The organism is Cloacibacterium sp. TD35 (assembly GCF_028864635.1).
GTDB lineage: Bacteria > Bacteroidota > Bacteroidia > Flavobacteriales > Weeksellaceae > Cloacibacterium.
Window position 1 is genome coordinate 1,204,726 of the sequence record NZ_CP104850.1, and the last position, 21,706, is coordinate 1,226,431.

Below are 21,706 nucleotides of genomic sequence, written 5' to 3' on the forward strand. Positions count from 1 at the left end.
TTGAAATGGCAAAATTAACGAAAAAGCAAAAAGAAGTTGCGAGCAAAGTAGAGAAAAACAAGGTATATAACCTTGATGAAGCTTCTGCATTAGTAAAAGAATTAAACTATGCTAAGTTTGATGCTTCTGTTGACCTTGCAGTTAGATTAGGGGTAGATCCTAGAAAAGCAAACCAAATGGTAAGAGGTGTAGTATCTCTTCCTCACGGAACTGGTAAAGATGTTAAAGTATTAGCATTAGTAACTCCAGATAAAGAAGCAGAAGCTAAAGAAGCTGGTGCTGATTATGTAGGTCTTGATGAGTATTTACAAAAAATCAAAGACGGTTGGACAGATGTAGACGTAATCGTTACTATGCCTGCTGTAATGGGTAAATTAGGTCCATTAGGAAGAATTTTAGGTCCTAGAGGTTTAATGCCAAACCCTAAATCAGGTACTGTAACTATGGAAGTAGGTAAAGCTGTTGCAGAAGTAAAAGCTGGTAAAATTGATTTCAAAGTAGATAAATACGGTATTGTACACGCTGGTATTGGTAAAGTGTCTTTCTCTCCAGAACAATTGAAAGAAAACGCTGCTGAATTAATTCATACATTAATTAAGTTAAAGCCTACTGCTGCTAAAGGTACTTACGTAAAATCTATCTATCTTTCTTCTACAATGAGTCCGGGGATTGCAATTGATACTAAATCTGTTAACTAAAATCTGAAAGACAATGACAAAAGAAGAAAAAGTATTAGTAATACAAGAGATTAAAGATATGTTACAAGACGCTAAAGTAGTGTATGTAGCAAATCTTGAAGGATTGAATGCTGCTCAGACTTCAGATTTTAGAAGACAAGCATTTAAAAATAACATTAAGCTTAAAGTAGTAAAGAATACTTTATTACAAAAAGCAATGGAGCAAATTGAAGGTGTAGATTATTCAGAAATGTTCCCAACTTTCAAAGGGAATACTGCTGTAATGATTTCAGAAACTGCAAACGCTCCAGCAAAATTAATTCAAGGATTCAGAAAGAAAGAAGCTTTCCCAGCTCTTAAGTCTGCTTATTTACAAGAAACTTTCTACGTTGGAGATAACAACCTAGATGCTCTTGCAAATATCAAGTCTAGAGAGGAAATGATTGGTGAAATCATCGGATTACTTCAATCTCCTATCCAAAGATTAATTTCAGCTTTAGAAAATAAAGAAGAAGCTAAAGGTGCTAAAACTGAGGAAGCTCCAGCTGTAGAAGCTGCTCCAGAAGTAGAGGCTCCTGCAACAGAAGAAACTCCAGAAGCTCCTGCAGCTGAAGGTGAAGCTCCTGCTGCTGAATAATTAAACCGTCTCAATAGACACTCAAAAAAAATAACATAAATCGTTCAACAATTTAAACATTAATACAATGTCAGATTTAAAAAATTTAGCTGAAACGCTAGTAAACTTAACTGTAAAAGACGTAAACGAACTTGCTGCTATCCTTAAGGATGAGTACGGAATTGAGCCTGCTGCTGCTGCTGTAGTTGTAGCTGCTGGTGGAGCTGCTGATGCTGCTGAAGAAAAAACTGAATTCGACGTAATCCTTAAATCAGCTGGTGCTTCTAAATTAGCTATCGTTAAATTAGTAAAAGATTTAACTGGTGCTGGTCTTAAAGAAGCTAAAGATATGGTAGATGGTGCTCCAACTGCAATTAAAGAAGGTGCATCTAAAGATGAAGCTGAAGCTCTTAAGAAGCAATTAGAAGAAGCTGGTGCAGAAGTAGAATTAAAATAATCTATTTACACCGTATAAGACTTAGACCTTCCCAGAATTGGGTAGGTCTATGTCTATTTTAAGAGTTAAATTGTTTTAAAACTTTAACTCATTGATTTTCAATTATTTGAAAATTTAAAATTCTAAAGAAAAAATATTTTGCACTACACTGTGAAAAGATATACCAGTGTTGCAGTTAGTTAAGAGCCAAGACCTTAGTCTTTAATCTTGCTGATATTTTTCAAAATAAAGTAAAATATTTTTTAACCCAACTTTTCTTACCATTTTATGAGTAAATCAAAAGCTATCACAAGCACTCAGGAAAATCAAAGAATTAACTTTTCTTCTGCGAAAGGGAACGTTGTGACTCCGGATTTCTTAGACATCCAGTTGCAATCTTTCAAAGAATTTTTCCAGTTAGATACACTTCCTGAGGACAGAGTGAATGAGGGTCTTTACAAGACTTTTCAAGAAAACTTTCCTATTACAGATTCTAGAAATCAATTCGTATTAGAATTTCTAGATTATTTGGTAGATTCTCCTCGTTATTCTATTGACGAATGCGTGGAAAGAGGTCTTACATACAGTGTGCCTCTTAAAGCAAGACTTAAATTATACTGTACTGACCCAGAACATGAAGATTTCCAGACAGTAATTCAAGATGTATATTTAGGTCCAGTTCCTTACATGACTCCTTCTGGTTCATTCATCATCAATGGTGCAGAACGTGTAATTGTAACACAATTACACAGATCTCCAGGTGTATTCTTTGGACAGACGTATCACGCAAACGGAACTAAATTGTACTATTCAAGAATTATCCCTTTCAAAGGATCTTGGATGGAATTTACTACGGATATCAATAACGTAATGTATGCGTATATTGACCGTAAAAAGAAATTACCTTTAACTACATTGCTTAGAGCAATCGGTTATGAGTCTGATAAAGAAATTCTTCAGATTTTTGACCTTGCAGAAGAAGTAAAAGTATCTAAAGCGAATCTTAAAAAAGTTCAAGGTAGAACTTTAGCAGCTAGAGTATTAAATACTTGGTTCGAAGATTTCGTAGACGAAGATACAGGTGAAGTAGTTTCTATCGAAAGAAATGAAATTATCCTTGACAGAGAAACTGTTCTTGAAAAAGAACACTTAGACCTTATTTTAGATGCTGGTGTTAAGTCTATCTTAATCCACAACGAAAATAGCGGTGAATTCTCTATCATTCAAAATACATTACAAAAAGACCCTACCAACTCAGAAAAAGAAGCGGTAGAATACATTTATCGTCAGTTACGTAACGCAGATCCACCAGATGAAGAAACTGCAAGAGGAATCATTGAAAAATTATTCTTCTCAGAACAAAGATATTCTCTTGGTGAAGTTGGTCGTTACAGATTGAACAAAAAATTAGGTCTTAACATCCCTACTACTACAGAAGTTCTTACTAAAGAAGATATTATATCTATCGTAAGACACCTAATAGAATTAGCTAATTCTAAAACTGAAGTAGATGATATTGACCACTTATCTAACAGAAGAATTAAAACTGTTGGTGAGCAATTAGCAGGTCAGTTTGGAGTAGGTCTTTCTAGAATTGCGAGAACAATTAAAGAAAGAATGAACGTAAGAGATAACGAAATCTTTACGCCACTAGACTTAGTAAATGCTAAAACATTAACATCAGTAATCAACTCATTCTTTGGTACCAACCAGCTTTCTCAGTTCATGGACCAAACCAACCCACTGTCTGAAATCACTCACAAGAGAAGACTTTCAGCTTTAGGACCTGGTGGTTTATCAAGAGAAAGAGCAGGTTTCGAGGTGCGTGACGTTCACCATACTCACTACGGAAGAATTTGTCCGATTGAAACTCCAGAAGGACCAAACATCGGTTTGATTTCTTCATTAGGATGTTATGCTAAAATCAATAATTTAGGTTTCATCGAAACTCCATATAGAAAAGTAGAAAATGGTAAAGTAGATTTCTCTGCAGCACCAATCTATTTAAATGCAGAAGACGAAGAATCTAAAATCATTGCACAGGCAAACGTAGATTTAGCAGAAGACGGAAGTTTCAATACAGAAAGAGTTATCGCTCGTCTTGATGGTGACTATCCAGTAGTAGAGCCTAGTCAAGTAGACTTATTAGATATTGCACCTAACCAGATTGCTGGTATTTCTGCATCTTTAATTCCTTTCTTGGAGCATGATGATGCGAACCGTGCATTGATGGGATCTAACATGATGCGTCAGGCTGTTCCACTTCTTAAACCAGAAGCACCAGTTGTAGGTACAGGTTTAGAAAAACAAGTAGCTGCAGATTCTAGAATCTTAATTAATGCTGAAGGAAATGGTGTAGTAGAATATGTAGACGCAGACAAAATCGTAATTAAATACGAAAGAAGCGAAGATGAGGATTTAGTACAATTCGAATCTGCTACTAAAACATATAACTTAACTAAGTTCAGAAAAACCAACCAATCTACAACTATTACGCTTAGACCAAACGTAAGAGTAGGAGATACCGTAGTAAAAGGACAAGTACTTTGCGATGGTTACGCTACCGAAAAAGGAGAATTAGCTCTTGGTAGAAACTTAGTGGTTGCGTTCATGCCTTGGAAAGGTTATAACTTCGAGGATGCGATTGTAATCAACGAGAAAGTAGTAAGAGAAGACTGGTTTACTTCTATCCACGTAGATGAGTATTCACTAGAAGTAAGAGATACCAAACTAGGTATGGAAGAATTAACTGCAGATATTCCTAACGTTTCTGAAGAGGCTACTAAAGACCTTGATGAAAACGGTATGATTAGAATTGGTGCAGAAGTGAAGCCTGGTGATATCTTAATCGGTAAAATTACTCCAAAAGGTGAATCTGATCCTACTCCAGAAGAAAAACTATTGAGAGCAATCTTTGGTGACAAAGCTGGTGATGTAAAAGATGCTTCATTGAAAGCAGATTCTTCACTAAGAGGTGTTGTTATCAACAAAAAATTATTCTCAAGAAATATCAAAGACAAGAAAAAAAGAACTGAAGAGAAGTTAAAACTTGAAGAAATCGAAAACAGATACAAAGCTCAATTCGATGAATTAAGAAATACCCTTCTTGAAAAACTAAATACTCTTGTTAATGGTAAAACTTCTCAAGGTGTTAATAACGACTTAGAAGAAGAAATCATTCCAAAAGGAGCTAAGTTTACACTGAAACTTCTTCAATCTGTAGAAGATTATGTAAACGTAAGTGGTGCAGATTGGACTGTAGATGCAGATAAAAATGAATTAATCAAACAGTTAATTCACAATTATAAAATTAAATATAATGATATTCAGGGGGTTAAAAACCGTGAGAAATATGCTATTTCAATCGGAGACGAACTACCAGCAGGTATCATTAAACTAGCTAAAGTATACATCGCTAAAAAACGTAAATTAAACGTAGGTGATAAAATGGCAGGTCGTCACGGTAACAAAGGTATCGTGTCTAGAATCGTAAGAGAAGAAGATATGCCATTCTTAGAAGACGGAACCCCAGTAGATATCGTATTGAATCCACTAGGTGTACCTTCTCGTATGAACATCGGTCAGATTTACGAAACCGTTTTAGGATGGGCTGGTAAAAAATTAGGATTAAAATTTGCTACTCCTATCTTTGATGGTGCAAGCTTAGAACAAATCACAGAATACACCGAAAAAGCAGGTCTTCCTATCTACGGAAGTACTTATTTATATGATGGTGGTACTGGTGAGAGATTTACTCAGCCTGCTACAGTTGGGGTAATTTACATGTTGAAACTAGGACACATGGTAGATGATAAGATGCACGCACGTTCTATCGGTCCTTATTCATTAATTACTCAGCAACCATTAGGAGGTAAAGCACAATTCGGTGGACAGAGATTTGGAGAGATGGAGGTTTGGGCTCTAGAAGCATTCGGAGCGTCTAACATCTTGAGAGAAATCTTAACCGTGAAATCAGACGACGTAATCGGTAGAGCGAAAACGTATGAAGCAATCGCAAAAGGTGAGGCTATGCCAGAACCTGGTATTCCAGAATCTTTCAACGTATTGTTACACGAATTACAAGGTCTAGGTCTTGATATAAGATTGGAAGAGTAATCCTCAATTTTTTAATTTTTATTTGAACAGATTATGTCAAAAAATAAAACAAGTAGATTTAGTAAAATCACCATCGGTTTAGCTTCTCCTGAAATCATTCTTCAAGAGTCAAAAGGAGAGGTGCTAAAACCAGAAACGATTAACTATAGAACTCACAAACCAGAAAGAGATGGTTTATTCTGCGAAAAAATCTTCGGTCCTGTAAAGGATTACGAATGTGCTTGTGGAAAATATAAGAGAATTCGATACAAAGGCATCGTTTGTGACCGTTGTGGTGTAGAAGTTACGGAGAAAAAAGTACGTAGAGAGAGAATTGGACACATTAATTTAGTGGTTCCAGTAGCTCACATCTGGTATTTCCGTTCACTTCCAAACAAAATTGGTTACCTTTTAGGATTACCTTCTAAGAAATTAGATATGATTATCTACTACGAAAGATATGTAGTAATTCAACAAGGTATCGCTAAAAAAGCAGATGGTTCTGATTTCGAAGAAATGGAATTCTTAACAGAAGAAGAATATCTAGATGTTTTAGAAACCCTTCCTATCGAAAACCAATATTTAGAAGACTCAGACCCTAACAAATTTGTTGCTAAAATGGGTGCTGAAGCAGTAGAAGAATTGTTAAAGAGAATTGATTTAGATGCTCTTTCTTACGATCTTCGTCACAAAGCTCACAATGAATCTTCTAAACAAAGAAGAACTGAAGCATTAAAAAGATTATCTGTAGTAGAAGCTCTTAGAGGTGCTAATACAAGAATGATTAACCGCCCAGAATGGATGGTAATGCGTGTTCTTCCTGTAATTCCACCAGAATTAAGACCATTAGTTCCACTAGATGGTGGTAGATTCGCTACATCAGATTTAAATGATTTATACAGAAGAGTTATCATTAGAAACAACCGTCTAAAGAGACTTTTAGAGATTAAAGCTCCAGAAGTTATCTTGAGAAATGAGAAGCGTATGCTTCAGGAAGCGGTAGATTCATTATTTGATAACACTAGAAAATCATCTGCTGTAAAATCAGAATCAAACAGACCATTGAAATCACTTTCAGATTCATTGAAAGGAAAACAAGGTCGTTTCCGTCAGAACTTATTAGGGAAAAGGGTAGACTACTCTGCACGTTCGGTTATTGTTGTAGGTCCTAACTTACAATTACACGAGTGTGGTATTCCTAAAGATATGGCAGCAGAACTTTACAAACCATTTATCATTAGAAAACTAATTGAAAGAGGTATTGTAAAAACAGTAAAATCTGCTAAAAGAATTATCGATAGAAAAGAACCAGTAGTATATGATATTCTAGAAAACGTGATGAAAGGTCACCCAGTTCTATTGAACCGTGCACCTACCCTTCACAGATTGGGTATCCAAGCGTTCCAGCCTAAAATGATTGAAGGTAAAGCAATCCAACTTCACCCGTTAGTAACTACGGCATTCAACGCCGACTTCGATGGTGACCAGATGGCGGTACACTTACCATTAGGCCCAGAAGCAATTCTAGAAGCTCAGTTATTAATGCTAGGTTCTCAGAATATCTTGAACCCTGCAAATGGTTCTCCTATTACCGTACCTTCTCAGGACATGGTTCTTGGTCTATATTTCATGACCAAAGAAGCGCATTCTACAGAAACGCACAAGGTAAAAGGTGAAGGTTTAGTATTCTATTCTCCAGAAGAAGTAGAAATTGCTTACTCTGAAGGTCAAGTTTCTCTTAACGCTAAAGTAAGATGTAGACTTCCATATAAAACAGAAGAAGGAGAAATCGTAACTAAACTTCAAGATACTACAGTTGGTAGAATTTTATTTAACCAAATTGTTCCTAAACAAGTAGGTTATATTGATGAATTATTGACTAAAAAATCATTAAGAAACGTAATTGGTAAAATCTTAGCAGATACAGATTTCCCAACTACTGTTAAGTTCCTTGATGATATGAAAAATCTTGGTTATATGAACGCTTTCAAAGGCGGTCTATCTTTCTCACTGGCTGATATTGTAGTACCAGCAGAAAAGAAAACCATGATTGCTCAAGCTATTGAAACAGTAGACGAGATTAAAGGGAACTATAACATGGGTCTTATCACAGATACAGAACGTTATAACCAAGTAATTGACGTTTGGACCAATACCAACGCTGGTCTTACTGAGATGATTATGAGCAGAATGAAATCTGACCAAGGTGGATTCAACTCTGTATATATGATGCTAGACTCTGGAGCGAGGGGTTCTAAAGAACAGATTCGTCAGTTATCTGGTATGAGAGGTTTGATGGCAAAACCACAAAAAGCAGGTGCAGTAGGAGCAGAGATCATCGAAAACCCAATTATTGCGAACTTTAAAGAAGGTTTATCAATTTTGGAATACTTTATCTCTACCCACGGTGCTCGTAAAGGTCTTGCGGATACCGCTCTTAAAACTGCGGATGCTGGTTACTTAACAAGAAGATTAGTAGACGTAGCTCAAGACGTAATCATTACAGAAGATGATTGTGGTACATTAAGAGGTACAGAAGTAGCTGCATTGAAGAAAAATGATGAAATCGTAGAAAAACTATCAGAAAGAATTCTTGGTAGAGTTTCTCTTCACGACATCTATAATCCAGAAAACGACGAAATTTTAGTTCATGCAGATGAGTTGATTAACGAAGAGCTTGCTAAAAAAGTAGAAGAAGCGGGTATAGAAACCGTAGAAGTTCGTTCACCATTAACTTGTGAAGCTAAAAAAGGTATCTGTGCAAAATGTTACGGTAGAAATCTAGCTACAGGTAAGATGATTCACATGGGAGAAGCTGTAGGGGTTATTGCAGCACAATCAATTGGGGAACCAGGTACTCAGCTTACACTGAGAACTTTCCACCAAGGGGGTACTGCAGGAAACGTTTCAGAAAATCCTACTATCGTTGCTAAGAGAGATGGTATCGTAGAGTTTGACGAATTAAGAACCATTATTTCTGAAGATGAAAACGGTAATGAAGCAGATATCGTAATTTCTCGTTCTACAGAATTCCGTTTAGTAGCGGATAATGCAGCTAGAACTCCATTAATGGTAGCAAACGTACCTTATGGTTCTGCACTTTCTGTAAAACCAGGTGATAAAGTGAAAAAAGGAGACCTTATTGCAAAATGGGATCCATATAACGCGGTTATCATCGCAGAAACTGCTGGTAAAGTAGAATACGAAGATATTATTCAAGGGGTTTCTTTCCAATTAGAAATCGACGAACAAACAGGTTTCGAAGAAAAAGTAATCTCAGAATCTAGAAATAAGAAAGCCATTCCTACCTTGAAAGTGGTAGATTCTAAAGGAGTTGAGCAAAAAGCATACAACTTACCAGTAGGAGCCCACTTAATGGTAAATGATGGTGAAAAAATTAAGGCTGGTAAAGTCTTAATCAAGATTCCTAGAAAATCTGCAAAAGCAGGGGATATCACAGGAGGTTTACCAAGAGTAACCGAATTATTCGAAGCGAGAAATCCTTCTAATCCTGCTGTAGTTACAGAAATTGACGGGGTAGTTTCTTATGGTAAAATTAAGAGAGGTAACCGTGAATTAATCGTAGAATCTAAAACTGGTGAGATTAAGAAATATTTAGTAAAACTTTCTAATCAAATCTTAGTTCAAGAAAACGACTTCGTGAGAGCTGGTTCGCCACTTTCTGACGGTTCTGTAACACCAGATGATATCTTAAGAATCAAAGGTCCAACAGCCGTTCAAGAGTACTTAGTAAACGAAATTCAAGAAGTTTACCGTTTACAAGGGGTAAAAATTGACGATAAGCATTTCGAAATCATCGTAAGACAGATGATGACTAAAGTAGAAATCGTAGACGGAGGTGATACCCAATTCCTTGAAAACAGTCTTGAACATAAATATGATTTCCTTGAAGAAAACAACAGAGTTTTTGGATTGAAAGTTGTAACTGAGCCAGGAGATTCTAAAATTTTCAAAGCTGGTCAAATGATTACCGCTAGAGAATTGAGAGACGAAAATTCTAAACTGAAGAGAGAAGACCTTCAATTAGTAGAAGTTCGTGAAGCACTTACTGCAACTGCAACGCCTGTATTACAAGGTATTACCAGAGCAGCTTTACAGACTAAGTCTTTCATGTCTGCAGCATCATTCCAAGAGACTACAAAAGTTCTAAACGAAGCAGCAGTGTCTGGTAAAGTAGACGAACTAAACGGTCTTAAAGAAAATGTAATCGTAGGACACAGAATTCCTGCAGGTACAGGTCTTAAAGATTATCAAAGTGTAATCGTGGGTTCTAAAAAAGAATTCGAGGATTTAAATTAATATGAATGTAAGGTTTAAAGACAGTTCTACTGTTCTTTAAACCTTCTTTTTTTTAATGTAAAATATTAACTTATTAAAACTTATACAAATGGATAACAACCAAAACCAAGATCAAAACATTAATATTCAATTAAACGAAATGGTAGCAGCTGGTGCTTATTGCAATCTTGCTTTAGTAAACCACTCTCCATCTGAGTTTGTATTAGATTTTATTCAATTAATGCCAGGAGTTCAGCAGGCTCAAGTAAGAAGCAGAATAATCCTTGCTCCTCTTCATGCAAAAAGAGTTTTAGCTGCTCTTCAACAAAATATCCAAAACTATGAAGCTCAATTCGGAGAAATCAAAGAAGTTGAACCTTTCGTAGTAGGTGCTGGTAACGCTCAAGCATAGAATATTATTTTAAATATATATGTATTCCCGACAATTATTGTCGGGTTTTTTTTTGTTTTTGAAGGTTATTTATTGATTGTGTTGAAGATGTTTTAATAATTTTTGTATATTCGTTTTCAATTTAAAATTTTAAAATGAGATCTTTTATTGTTTTTTTTATACTCATTATTTCTTGTAAATCCTCCCCAAAAAATATTGCAGATTCTAATTCAGATTATAAAACTAATATGGAAGCCTCATTTTTGAAGAAAGAAAGTCCAGATAAAAATTATATACTTTTCTACAAAATAGATCAACAAAAGAACTCACCAGCTCATTGGATAACCTTTTTTGTAGTGAAAACTAAAGATAAAACTATAGTAATACCACAAGAAGGTATTGCTGCTGAAGATATATATTGGAAAAACACAGATACTTTAGGTATTATAGTCTATAAAGAAGTAGAACAAGGAAGTACTACAGTAGTAGACAAAAACATAAATAACAATGAAATCACTATAAAATTGTAACTAATAAAAAAAAATAATGAGAAAACTTTATTTAAGGAGAATCTTCTTTACAGTAGGCTCTTTTATGGTTCTTAATGCATGTCAGCATTTTAATGAAACGAAAAGCAGCTACGGAAAAGAAAAATTTTCAGTATTTTCAAAAAGCATAAATGAAAAGCAAGTTTTAAAAAACTCGGAAAAAGAATCAAATAATGTAGATCTTTTAGCTACTAAAAAAATAGCTGATACTAATAATAATCAAGACTTGTATTCTAGGGTTTTTCAAAATTTTGGTGATGACGAAAATCAAAATAAATTAAGAAGTGATCTATTAAAATCTATGGCCAAAGATGGTGAGTTAGCCATGAGCCACAGAAAAACTAAAGCAGAAAGAATAGCTATCTTCGGAGATGAAAAAAAGGGGATAGAAGAGATGGCAGAGTACAGAAGGAAAATCACAATGCCTATCGGTACAGATAAGATGCTTTATGAAGAGGGGTATTTAATGAAAGAATACCAAAAAGCACAAAAAAGTGATATTCTTTCTAAAGCAAGAAGAGCGAATTTCAGATCAGCGAGTACTTATTCTTTGAACAATGTAGTTTGGAAAGAAAGAGGCCCTAATAATATACCAGGTAGAGATAGAATTCTAAAAGTATCTCCTTCTAATCCTGATAAATGGTATGTGGGTACAGCAGGTGGTGGAGTTTGGATTACAGAAAATGCTGGAACCAGCTGGAGAAATACTACAGATTATACAGTGCCAAGTTTAGCAACTTCTACCATAGGTATATCTAAATCTAATGCTAACATTATCTATGCAGGTTCTGGGGAGCCATTTAATAATTTAGATGCTTTAACAGGTGTGGGGCTGGTTAAGTCTACAGACGCTGGCGAAACCTGGTCTCATCTAGCCAATACCAATAGCTATGGTAGTGTAGGTAGAATCCTTGTAAACCCTACTAATGCTAATAATGTCATTATTGGTACATCTAGTGGTATTTATGTATCTACAGATGGAGGAGCTTCTTGGGTTAGAACTTTTACTCAAGGTATCGTTACTACTTTAAATGCTCAAGGTGTACCCGTAAACACTTCTTATAGTAATGCACAAGATATTGTTTCTACAAGTGATTTTTCGGTTATTTATGCTTCTGTTAATACATATGGTGTTTTGAAATCTACAGATGGGGGCAATACTTGGACAAGAGTATTTGATGCACCAAGCAAAGCAAATACGATCAAAAGAATAGAGTTAAGTGTAGCACCTACAGATAACAATAGAATTTTTTTAAGCTGTGAGGCGGGTAGTACAGTTGCATTTTATATTTCTGATGATGCTGGGGTTACTTTTAAAGAGCTTACTTATACTACCAGTGATAGCAAAGAGATTTTAGGAAGCCAAGGTTGGTATGATAATATGGTAACTACCAATCCTTTTGATAAAAATATAGTTTATGTAGGAGGCATCTATCTAGCTAAGTTAAATATTAATACCACCAATAATACATATTCTGTTTTACAAATTGCAAGTGGTTATAATACTGCAAAATTGAATGACCATGTACACCCAGATCAGCATAGTTTGGTATGTCAGGTTAATCCTAATAATACTTCTCAGTTCAGAATGATATTAACTAATGATGGTGGAGTATATTATACTGCTTATAAAACAAACCCAGGAGAAACAGAAGGAGATTGGGTAGGCCCGGTAACAAGTCTTAATACTACACAGTTCTACGGTGCGGATAAAAAGAAAGGAGAAGACTCCTACATTGCAGGTGCGCAAGATAATGGTTCTTCAGCAACTATAAGTAGTCCGTCTTCGGCTAATTCATCTTACAAAATGCTATATGGTGGAGATGGTTTTGAAGTTTTATGGAATTATAAAGACCCAAACAAACTGTTATTCGGTTCACAATACAATAATTTTATTGTTTCTAGAACAGGTATTAATGGATGGCAATACAGTGCTAGAAATGCAGATTATGGTTCGGCAAATTCACCTTTCTACTCTAAATTAGCAAATGCAAATAATAACCCAGATGTAGTATTTACTGTTTCTTCTAACGGAGTTTGGAGAAGTCCTGATTTTGGAGAAAGTTGGTCTTTAAGTACTTTTAATAATACTGATAACGGGACGTGGCTAGGAAATGCTTCTTATGCTACAGTAAAAGTCTCTACAGCAAATCCTAATGTAGTATGGGCTGGTGCTGCGGTGTCTGGAGGAACTGGCACGACATATAAAATTAATTTGTCAAAAGATAATGGTCTTACTTTTAATAAAACCATTAACACATCATTCCCGACAACTGGAAATTATTACATTTCAAGTATTGCTACTTCTCATGTAAATGAGGCTACAGCTTATGTTTTAATAAGTGCAACTAATCAACCAAAAGTGATTAAAACAACAGATTTTGGAGCAACTTGGGCGGACGTTTCAGGTTTTGATGGGACCAATGCTATTTCTACTAAAGGATTCCCGAATGTATCAGTACACAGTTTATTAGAAATGCCTTTTGATACAAATGTATTATGGGCAGGTACAGATATTGGTGTTTTTGAGACTGTAGATGGAGGAAATAATTGGTACTTGGTGACTAATTTCCCGCCAGTTTCTGTTTGGAATATGAAAATTGTGGATAATCAAGTTGTGCTTGCTACACATGGTAGAGGGGTTTGGACTGCAGAAATTCCTGAACTTAATACCTATACCCTTCCAATTTATGTAAGTCAACCGAATATTAAATTTGCAAGACAAGCTGGTATTCATAATAATAAAATTAATGCGGTATTTAATTATACAAGTAATGCAATTACTTCACTGAAAATTTACCAAGATGATGTATTAGTGAATACCATTACTTCTACTTTAGCAAATACAGATTACAGCTATACATCTGCTTCAAATTTGTCTGAAGGAATTCATAAAATATCAGTTAAAGGAATTTATCAACAAGCAGGAGTAGACAAAGAAACTATTTTATCTAATGCTAACGTAGAAATTGTCAATTATAATTCAGGTGCAGATAATATTAATATATCAACCTTTTCAACATCAGATGTTTATATCGGGAATGGAAAATTTGTAGTAGATAATGCTGGCAATAAGTTCACTTACAATGTACTAAATAACGTAGGGCATCCTTATGCAGATAAAACAACTTATAGCACCTATCTTAGAACTCCAGTTGTGATTGGGGCAAATTCTAATATGATATTGTCTCATATGGCTCTTACCGAAAAAGATTATGATTATGCATATGTAGAGGCTTCTAAAGATTTAGTAAATTGGACAACATTAGGATTCTATGATGAAGGTAATTATACAGAGTGGCTTCAAGCGTCTATTGTTACAGAAAGTTTATTTAGAAATAACGAACTTAATTTAACCAGTACTTTTAATACAGGAGACGAAGTAGTAATTCGTTTAAGACTTCAAACAGACGAGCTTGAAACAAGACAAGGTTGGTTCATAAAATCATTAAGACCAAGTTCTAGCTTATCTACAGTAGATGTTGCGAAAAATAGAGAAATATTTTTAGTGCCTAATCCAGCTAAGGAAAAAACCACAGTTATTTTGCCAAGTAATAATAAAGGATATGTAGATATATATCTTTATGACGCAGCAGGTAAACTAATTACTTCGGTTAAAAAAGTCTCAGGACAAAAAGTAGATTTAGATGTAACTAAACTCACAAAAGGATTATACCTAGTTTTAGTAAACGGAGAGTCTTTCAAAAAAGCATTAAAACTTGTTAAAGATTAGGTTTTATCATATTTTTGATAACAAAAAAGAGAGTTGAAATATACTCTCTTTTTTAATTTAGAAATCATTAATTTATATACAGAAGCAGTTTTTTATGAAAAAGACATTATGGTGCATGGCTCTAATTGCGTCAAATTTATCCCTGGCACAAGAGCAAAAAGCAGATAAAAATATTGAACAAATTACTTTAAAAGCAAGAAAAAAAGTAAATCAAGAGCGAAATGAATTCTCTAAAAACGCTCAAGCCACAGAAATTCTTTCAGATGAAGATCTTAATAGAAATAATTCTGCCCTTATAGAACAATCCCTCTCTACCATTTCGGGAGTTCAAGTAGATAAAAGAACAAACATCGGTGGGCAGAGAATTGTCATCAGAGGATTCGGAAATGACCAAAAATTTAATAATTGGGGCGTAAAGGTCTATTGGAACAATATGCCATTAACCAATGCAGAAGGAATTACCCTATTAGATGATGTAGATTTCTCTTATGTCAATAATATTGAAGTGATAAAAGGCCCTGCTTCTACCTTTTATGGAGGAGGAATTGGTGGAACCGTAAGATTTTATTCCCGAACTCAATACACGAAAGGAACTTCTATTGCTCAAAATACCATGTTGGGTTCTCATAAATATTTTCAGTCGATAACACAGCTTAATACGTCTGATGTTAATTATTCTTTGAATGTAAATTACGGTCACATAGAAACTGACGGTTACAGACCAAGTGGAAATGGCTTGAAAAATTTCGTCAATATCAATGGGGAATATAAGCTAAACCCGAAACAGCGCATAACCTTATTTGCAAGTCAAGGTTATTCCCACGAAAAAGTGTCAGGACAAATTTCCTATAACGATTACTATGCAGGAATTGATGACGGAAATCCTTCGTACATTATCAAAGGTTCTGGCAGTAAAATTCACTCTACAAGAGTGGGATTAGGTCACATTTGGGAAATTTCTAAGCACTTCAAAAATTCTACAACTGTTTTCTATTCTTCAATCAATCAAGACCGAATTGCAGACAAAGCTTTCGAGGTTTCTAGCAGTCCCAATGTAGGCTTCAGAACAGTATTCCAACACAATCATCAGTGGGGTAGTTTTATCAATCAATTAGATTTTGGAGCAGAAGTTCAAAATTCTCGCTCACAGATTTCTAATTATCGTTTTACAGGAACCAATCTCAATAATCCGCTAGAAATGTCACCTATTTCTAAAGGTTCTTATTTTAAGTATAACAATAACCAAAGCAATTATTTCGCAATCGAAAGACTCACTTACAAACCGTGGGATATTACCATTTTGGCGGGAGTAAGTTTGAACAGAATAAATTATGACAGAGAAGATCTTTTGGCTTTTGGCGGTTTAATTCCTGGCTATAATAAAGATTTATCTTTCAGTAAAGATTATAAAGCTGTGGCAACTCCTCATTTAGCGGTTCAAAAAAAATGGAAGAATCAGATTTTTAATTTGAGTTACAGCGAAGGTTATAATGCACCTACAGCTTCTACTTCTTTTGTTTCTGGCGGAACCATTAACACCGTAAATGATGATTTAGAAGCAGAAAAAGCGAAAATGTGGGATTTCAGTGTGCATGGTTTATTGATGAAAACCAAATTTGATTATCAAATTTCATTGTTTAATATCAATGTAAATAATAAACTCACACAGTTAAACGGAACAGATTCTGGCAATAATGTGTACAGTTATTGGGCTAATACTGGGAATCAAAAAAACAAAGGTTTAGAGCTCAGTTTAGGATACAATTATACCAATGAAAATGCTTTTATTTCTAAAATCACCCCTTTTATTAATTATTCACACTATAATTTTAAATACACTGATTTTGTAAATAGCGGAACCGATTTTTCGGGTAAAAAAGTAGTAGGAATTCCAGATGATAAATATGCTATCGGAATTGATTTCAATACTAAATATGGAATTTATTTGAATAATACTTTCAATTATTTAGGCAAAGTTTATTCGGATTTTGCAAACGAAAATTTGGTTAAGGATTATTCATTACTGAACATGAAATTAGGATATAAAAAGACATTCGGGAAATATGATGTAGATGTTTTTGCCATCGGAAATAATCTTACGAATCAAAAAAACTATACTTTTTTATTTGTAGGAAATAATACGAATGATAACAAAGCAACTAGTTTGCTTAACTATGCAGATGTAAATCCTGGGCCTAAAAAAGCTTACTTCTTTTTCGGGTTAAATATAAAATATCATTTATAAATTAAAAAACCACTTCTAAAAGTGGTTTTTTAATTATTAGTTCAATTTTTATTCAACAAATGTGATTATTTTTGTAGAAAATCATCTGTAATGAAAAAAATATTTTCGGGTTTCGCTATTTTTCTGTTTTCTCTCTTTTTTGCTCAACACAACCTTGCAGTAGACACTGCACAAGTTATTACTCCTAATAGATTCAATTCTGCAGAAGCAGTAGAAAAACCATATCTTATTTTTATTTCTGCAGACGGTTACAGATTTGATTACACCGAAAAATATAATGCTCAAAATCTCCAAAAATTTTCAAATGAAGGCGTAAAAGCAAAAGCTATGTTGCCAAGTTACCCAAGCATCACTTTCCCGAATCATTGGTCTATTATTACAGGTTTATATCCTTCTCATCATGGTTTGGTAGATAATTTTTTCTATGATTACACCAGAAAAGAAGCTTATGCGATGAATAAAAAAGAAAATGCAGAAGATGGTTTTTGGTACGGCGGAATTCCGCTTTGGAGTTTGGCAGAGCAACAAGGGATGGTTACCGCTTCTCTACAGTGGGTAGGCTCTGCAAGTGATGCTGGCAAAACCAGACCCACTTACTATTATCACTACCACGAAAAATTTTCACCAGAAGAAAAAATTAATAAAGTAGTAAATTGGTTAAAATTACCAGAAAATGTTCGTCCGCATTTTATTTCACTGTATTTTCCCGAGGTAGATGGAGCCGGTCATCGATTTGGACCAGAGTCTCCAGAAGCCGAAAAATCTGTACAATTGGTAGACAACACCATCGGAAATTTGGTAAATAAAGTGAATGAATTGGGTTTGAAAAACGTAAATTTCATCTTCGTTTCAGACCACGGAATGATTAAAGTTGATAAAGAAAATCCGCTTTCTATTCCAGAAATACTTCTGAATAAAGAAAAATTTGATATTTATAATTCTCAAACTTTACTCAGAGTGGTTGTTAAAAATCCAGATGAGGTAAAATTAGCATATCGTGAATTGAAAAACTCAAAAACAGAAGATTATCAAGTGTTTTTGACCAAAAAATTCCCGAAAGAATTGCATTATGGAACGAAAGATGATAAGTATAACCGCATCGGTCAAATTTTATTAGTGCCAAATGCACCCAAAATATTTTTAGAAAAAGGAAAAACCACTTCTTCAGGAAAACATGGTTACAATCCTAGAAAAACACCAGAAATGAAAGCTGCTTTTTATGCCTGGGGAAATGTTTTCAGAAGTCATGAAGTAATTGATGAATTCCAGAATGTGAGTGTCTATCCTTTGGTTGCAGAAATTCTTGGGTTAAAAATTTCAGAACCTATTGACGGGAAACTTTCAGAGGTTAAAAAAGCCTTGAAATAGATTTTATTCAAATTCTTCAAAAGGAATTTTGAGCTGTACAGAAATTTGTTTTTTCTCTTCTGTGTTGAGGTTAGAAAGCGATAAGCCTAACAAACGAATAGCTTTATTATAAGGTCTTAGTTCCCAAAGTTTCTGAGCAGTTTCGTAGAAATCTTCAGCGTTTTCATAGTAAACTTCTTGTGTTTTGCTTCGGGTGTATTGAGAAAAATCCTTGTATTTTATTTTTAAAGTCAATGTTTTACCCTTAATTTCCCTTTTAGAAAGCCTAGATTCTAATTCTTCGCTTAGCGATTTGAGTTTTTGCTGGAGTTCTTCATCTTCGTTGATATCATCCCAAAAAGTATGTTCTACACCTACACTTTTTTGAATTCGGTGAGGTTTTACTTCTCCGTGATGAATTCCACGAACCACATTATAGTAGTAAATTCCAGATTTTCCGAAAAGTCTTGCTAGTTCTTCCAGAGATTTTGCCTTCAGATCTTTGCCTTTGAAAATCTGTAAACTGTACATTTTATTAGCGGTAACTTTTCCTATTCCGTAGAATTTTTCAATCGGAAGTTCTTCTAAAAAGTCTAAAATCTGAGTAGGATGAATGGTTTTTTGTCCGTTGGGTTTATTGATATCCGAAGCTACTTTGGCCAAAAATTTATTCACCGAAATTCCCGCAGAAGCAGTGAGCCCTGTTTCATCAAAAATTTTTTGACGAATTTTTCTTGCAATCTCATTGGCAGACTCTATATTTTTCTTGTTTTCGGTAACGTCTAGATAGGCTTCGTCTAGAGAAAGCGGCTCTACCAAATCGGTATATTCATGAAAAATCTCTCTGATTTTCTGTGAAATTTCTTTGTAACGATGAAATCTTGGCTTTACAAAAATAAGATGCGGACATTTTTCTTTGGCAATTTTGCTCGACATGGCAGAACGAACGCCAAATTTTCGGGCTTCGTAACTTGCAGCAGCTACTACACCTCTGTGTTCACCGCCTACTGCAATGGGTTTTCCTTTGAGTTCAGGCTGGTCGTGCTGTTCCACAGAAGCGTAAAACGCATCCATATCTACATGTATGATTTTTCTCTGCGGGATTTGCATACACAAAGATAAGGAATTGGGATTTTTAGAATGAACAAAAAAAAACACCTCGAAAATCGAGGTGCTTCCTATGAAAAATATTTAGATTAGGTATAGTTATCTTTCCTCCTGAGAAGGAAATAGGCTACTTTAAAGGCAACTAATCTAAATGTATTCATTTTTTTCATTTTTACTATGAAACAAAATTAAGATGAGCTGAGCTCAGTGTTTTTACAGAATTTTATTTTTACGTTATAGAATTTTCATAAAAAAACGCTTCAATATTTTGAAGCGTTTGAATATTTTGAATTGAAAACGGTTATTGATAATTTTTCACCAAGCCTTTTACAATTTTAATCACATTTGGCATTGCTTTATTAGCCGCTTGTAAAACTTCTTCGTGAGAAACGGTGAAAGCGATTTCTGGTCCGCCAACATCCGTGATGATAGAAATACCGAAACAATCCATTCCCATGTGTTTCGCTACAATCACTTCTGGAACGGTACTCATACCTACTGCATCTCCTCCAATTGCTCTTACCATTCCGTATTCTGCAGGTGTTTCGAAAGTAGGGCCTTGAAGCGCAAGGTAACAACCTTTGTGCACTTTAATACCTAAGTTTTGTGCTGTTTCTTCTGCTACTGCAATCATTTTTCGGTTGTAAGGCTCACTCATATCTACGAATCTTGGTCCCAGTTCATCAATATTTTTACCACGAAGCGGATGTTCAGGCATCATATTGATATGGTCTTCGATAATCATAATATCTGCTACTCTAAAATTAGGATTTACCCCGCCAGAAGCATTAGATACGATTAAATTCTGAATTCCCAACAATTTAAAAACTCTGAAAGGAAAAGTTACTGTTTCCATAGAATGACCTTCGTAGTAGTGAAATCTACCACTCATCATCAATACTTTTTTGCCTTCTAAAATTCCGTAAATCAATTTTCCACCATGACCTACCACTGTAGTTTGTGGGAAATTAGGAATTTCGTGATATTCTAAAGTGTGAATAGCCTCTACTTCTTTTTGTAATTTGCCTAAACCAGAACCCAAAACGATCGCAAAATCAGGAGTTTCTTGAATAATATTTTGGATGAATTCGGCGGTTTGTTTAATTTTTTCTAACATAATCTTGAATGATTTGATTAAATTCTTCTGCGCGGTCTATTTCTACATTAATCGGCCAATAGTATAATTTTTCTCTTAAATAATCGAAACCTTTTAAGCGAACATAATCTTTTTCTGTAGTCAGAATCAGTCTATATTCTCCAAGTTTTTCGTATTCTTTTTTGATGAGAGAAATATCTTCTGTACTGAAACTGTGATGATCCTTGAATCGTAAGTGTTTTACATTTGAGCTGTATCTTTTTACTTCTTCCACAAAGGTTTTTGGGTTGGCAATTCCTGTAATCAGGAGAATGTCATAATAACTCATGTTGTTATCTGGAAGTTTCAATTTTGGGTCAAAACAAAAAATTTCTTCATCATAATTGATGGTTGAGAAGAACACTTTTTGATAATATCTGGGTTTAATTCTAGAAATATAGAATTGTTTTTTTTCTTCGGTGATATTTTCTGGACACTTGGTCACTACAATAATGTTAGCACGTTTTGCTCCACGTCTTGATTCTCTAAGATTGCCAGCAGGCAAAACAAAATCTTTGAAATATGGGTCATTATAATCTGTCAACAGAATATTAAAACCTGGTTTTATTCTACGGTGTTGGTAGCTATCATCTAGCAAAAGAACATCTAGATCCATATCTTCGATGATTTTTTTTGCCCCAAAAACACGGTCTTCACAAACTCCGATGGCAAATCTATTTTTAAATCTTTCGAAGAGTTGCATAGCCTCGTCTCCCACCATTTTAAAATTACTGTCGTAATTTACAATACCATAACCTTTGGTTTTTCTTCCGTAACCACGAGATAGAACGCCTGTTCTAAAATTTTTTGCAAGATAATCTGCCAAATACATTACCATAGGTGATTTTCCACTGCCACCTACAGATAGATTTCCTACGCCAATCATAGGAGTTTTAAATTTCGTAGAAGAAAAAATTCCCCAATCGTACATTCTGTTTCTAAGGGCAGTAACAAAATGATAAACCAAGGAAAATGGGTAGAGATACCATCTTTTCATGCAATAAATTTTCTTTCTGACGATTGAAATTCGCCATTTAATCAGGGGGCAAATTTACGAAATTTTTAAAGATTTTTTTT

At 34.6% G+C, this 21,706-nt stretch carries 13 protein-coding genes; 10 read left to right on the plus strand and 3 right to left on the minus strand.

Features of this window, described 5'->3' with window-relative positions; translation table 11 throughout:
- Positions 1–5 precede the first annotated feature (5 nt).
- From rplA to N7277_RS05615, 10 genes are all read left to right on the plus strand, one after another.
- Positions 6–698 (plus strand): 50S ribosomal protein L1, encoded by a 693-nt coding sequence (rplA, locus tag N7277_RS05570; protein ID WP_069799569.1) that lies wholly within the window; start codon positions 6–8, stop codon positions 696–698.
- A 13-nt stretch (positions 699–711) separates the two neighbouring features.
- Positions 712–1,314, plus strand: a complete 603-nt coding sequence (rplJ, locus tag N7277_RS05575; RefSeq protein ID WP_274780700.1) for a 50S ribosomal protein L10 — start codon at positions 712–714, stop codon at positions 1,312–1,314.
- A gap of 67 nt (positions 1,315–1,381) precedes the next feature.
- Positions 1,382–1,750, plus strand: coding sequence for a 50S ribosomal protein L7/L12 (gene rplL / locus N7277_RS05580; RefSeq protein ID WP_104794381.1), 369 nt, complete (start codon positions 1,382–1,384; stop codon positions 1,748–1,750).
- A gap of 267 nt (positions 1,751–2,017) precedes the next feature.
- Positions 2,018–5,845 (plus strand): DNA-directed RNA polymerase subunit beta, encoded by a 3,828-nt coding sequence (gene rpoB, locus N7277_RS05585; protein WP_274780701.1) that lies wholly within the window; start codon positions 2,018–2,020, stop codon positions 5,843–5,845.
- A 30-nt stretch (positions 5,846–5,875) separates the two neighbouring features.
- Positions 5,876–10,144 (plus strand): DNA-directed RNA polymerase subunit beta', encoded by a 4,269-nt coding sequence (gene rpoC, locus N7277_RS05590; protein WP_274780805.1) that lies wholly within the window; start codon positions 5,876–5,878, stop codon positions 10,142–10,144.
- A gap of 88 nt (positions 10,145–10,232) precedes the next feature.
- On the plus strand, positions 10,233–10,535 hold the full coding sequence (locus N7277_RS05595) for a DUF3467 domain-containing protein (protein WP_274780702.1): 303 nt from the start codon (positions 10,233–10,235) through the stop codon (positions 10,533–10,535).
- 134 nt (positions 10,536–10,669) lie between these two features.
- The gene (locus N7277_RS05600) at positions 10,670–11,044 is read left to right on the plus strand and encodes a hypothetical protein (protein ID WP_274780703.1); all 375 of its coding nucleotides are present in this window, start codon (positions 10,670–10,672) and stop codon (positions 11,042–11,044) included.
- Positions 11,045–11,060: 16 nt separating this feature from the next.
- Positions 11,061–14,795 (plus strand): WD40/YVTN/BNR-like repeat-containing protein, encoded by a 3,735-nt coding sequence (locus tag N7277_RS05605; protein WP_274780704.1) that lies wholly within the window; start codon positions 11,061–11,063, stop codon positions 14,793–14,795.
- 94 nt (positions 14,796–14,889) lie between these two features.
- Positions 14,890–17,040 carry a TonB-dependent receptor gene (locus N7277_RS05610; RefSeq protein WP_274780705.1) on the plus strand — a complete coding sequence of 717 codons (2,151 nt, stop codon included), beginning with the start codon at positions 14,890–14,892 and terminating at the stop codon, positions 17,038–17,040.
- A gap of 90 nt (positions 17,041–17,130) precedes the next feature.
- A complete protein-coding gene (locus N7277_RS05615) occupies positions 17,131–18,408 on the plus strand; it encodes an alkaline phosphatase family protein (RefSeq protein ID WP_274780706.1) in 1,278 nt (425 codons plus the stop codon).
- Positions 18,409–18,411: 3 nt separating this feature from the next.
- On the opposite strand, the gene dinB is transcribed toward N7277_RS05615, so the two are convergent.
- The 3 genes from dinB to lpxK form a co-directional block, all read right to left on the minus strand.
- Entirely contained in the window at positions 18,412–19,497 is a 1,086-nt protein-coding gene (gene dinB, locus N7277_RS05620) for a DNA polymerase IV (protein ID WP_274780707.1), read from the minus strand.
- A gap of 298 nt (positions 19,498–19,795) precedes the next feature.
- The gene (locus N7277_RS05625; protein ID WP_274780708.1) at positions 19,796–20,611 is read right to left on the minus strand and encodes a purine-nucleoside phosphorylase; all 816 of its coding nucleotides are present in this window, start codon (positions 20,609–20,611) and stop codon (positions 19,796–19,798) included.
- Positions 20,595–21,626: a tetraacyldisaccharide 4'-kinase gene (lpxK, locus tag N7277_RS05630; RefSeq protein WP_274780709.1), complete on the minus strand. Its 1,032-nt coding sequence runs from the start codon at positions 21,624–21,626 to the stop codon at positions 20,595–20,597. The genes N7277_RS05625 and lpxK overlap by 17 nt, the downstream gene beginning before the upstream one ends.
- Positions 21,627–21,706 lie beyond the last annotated feature (80 nt).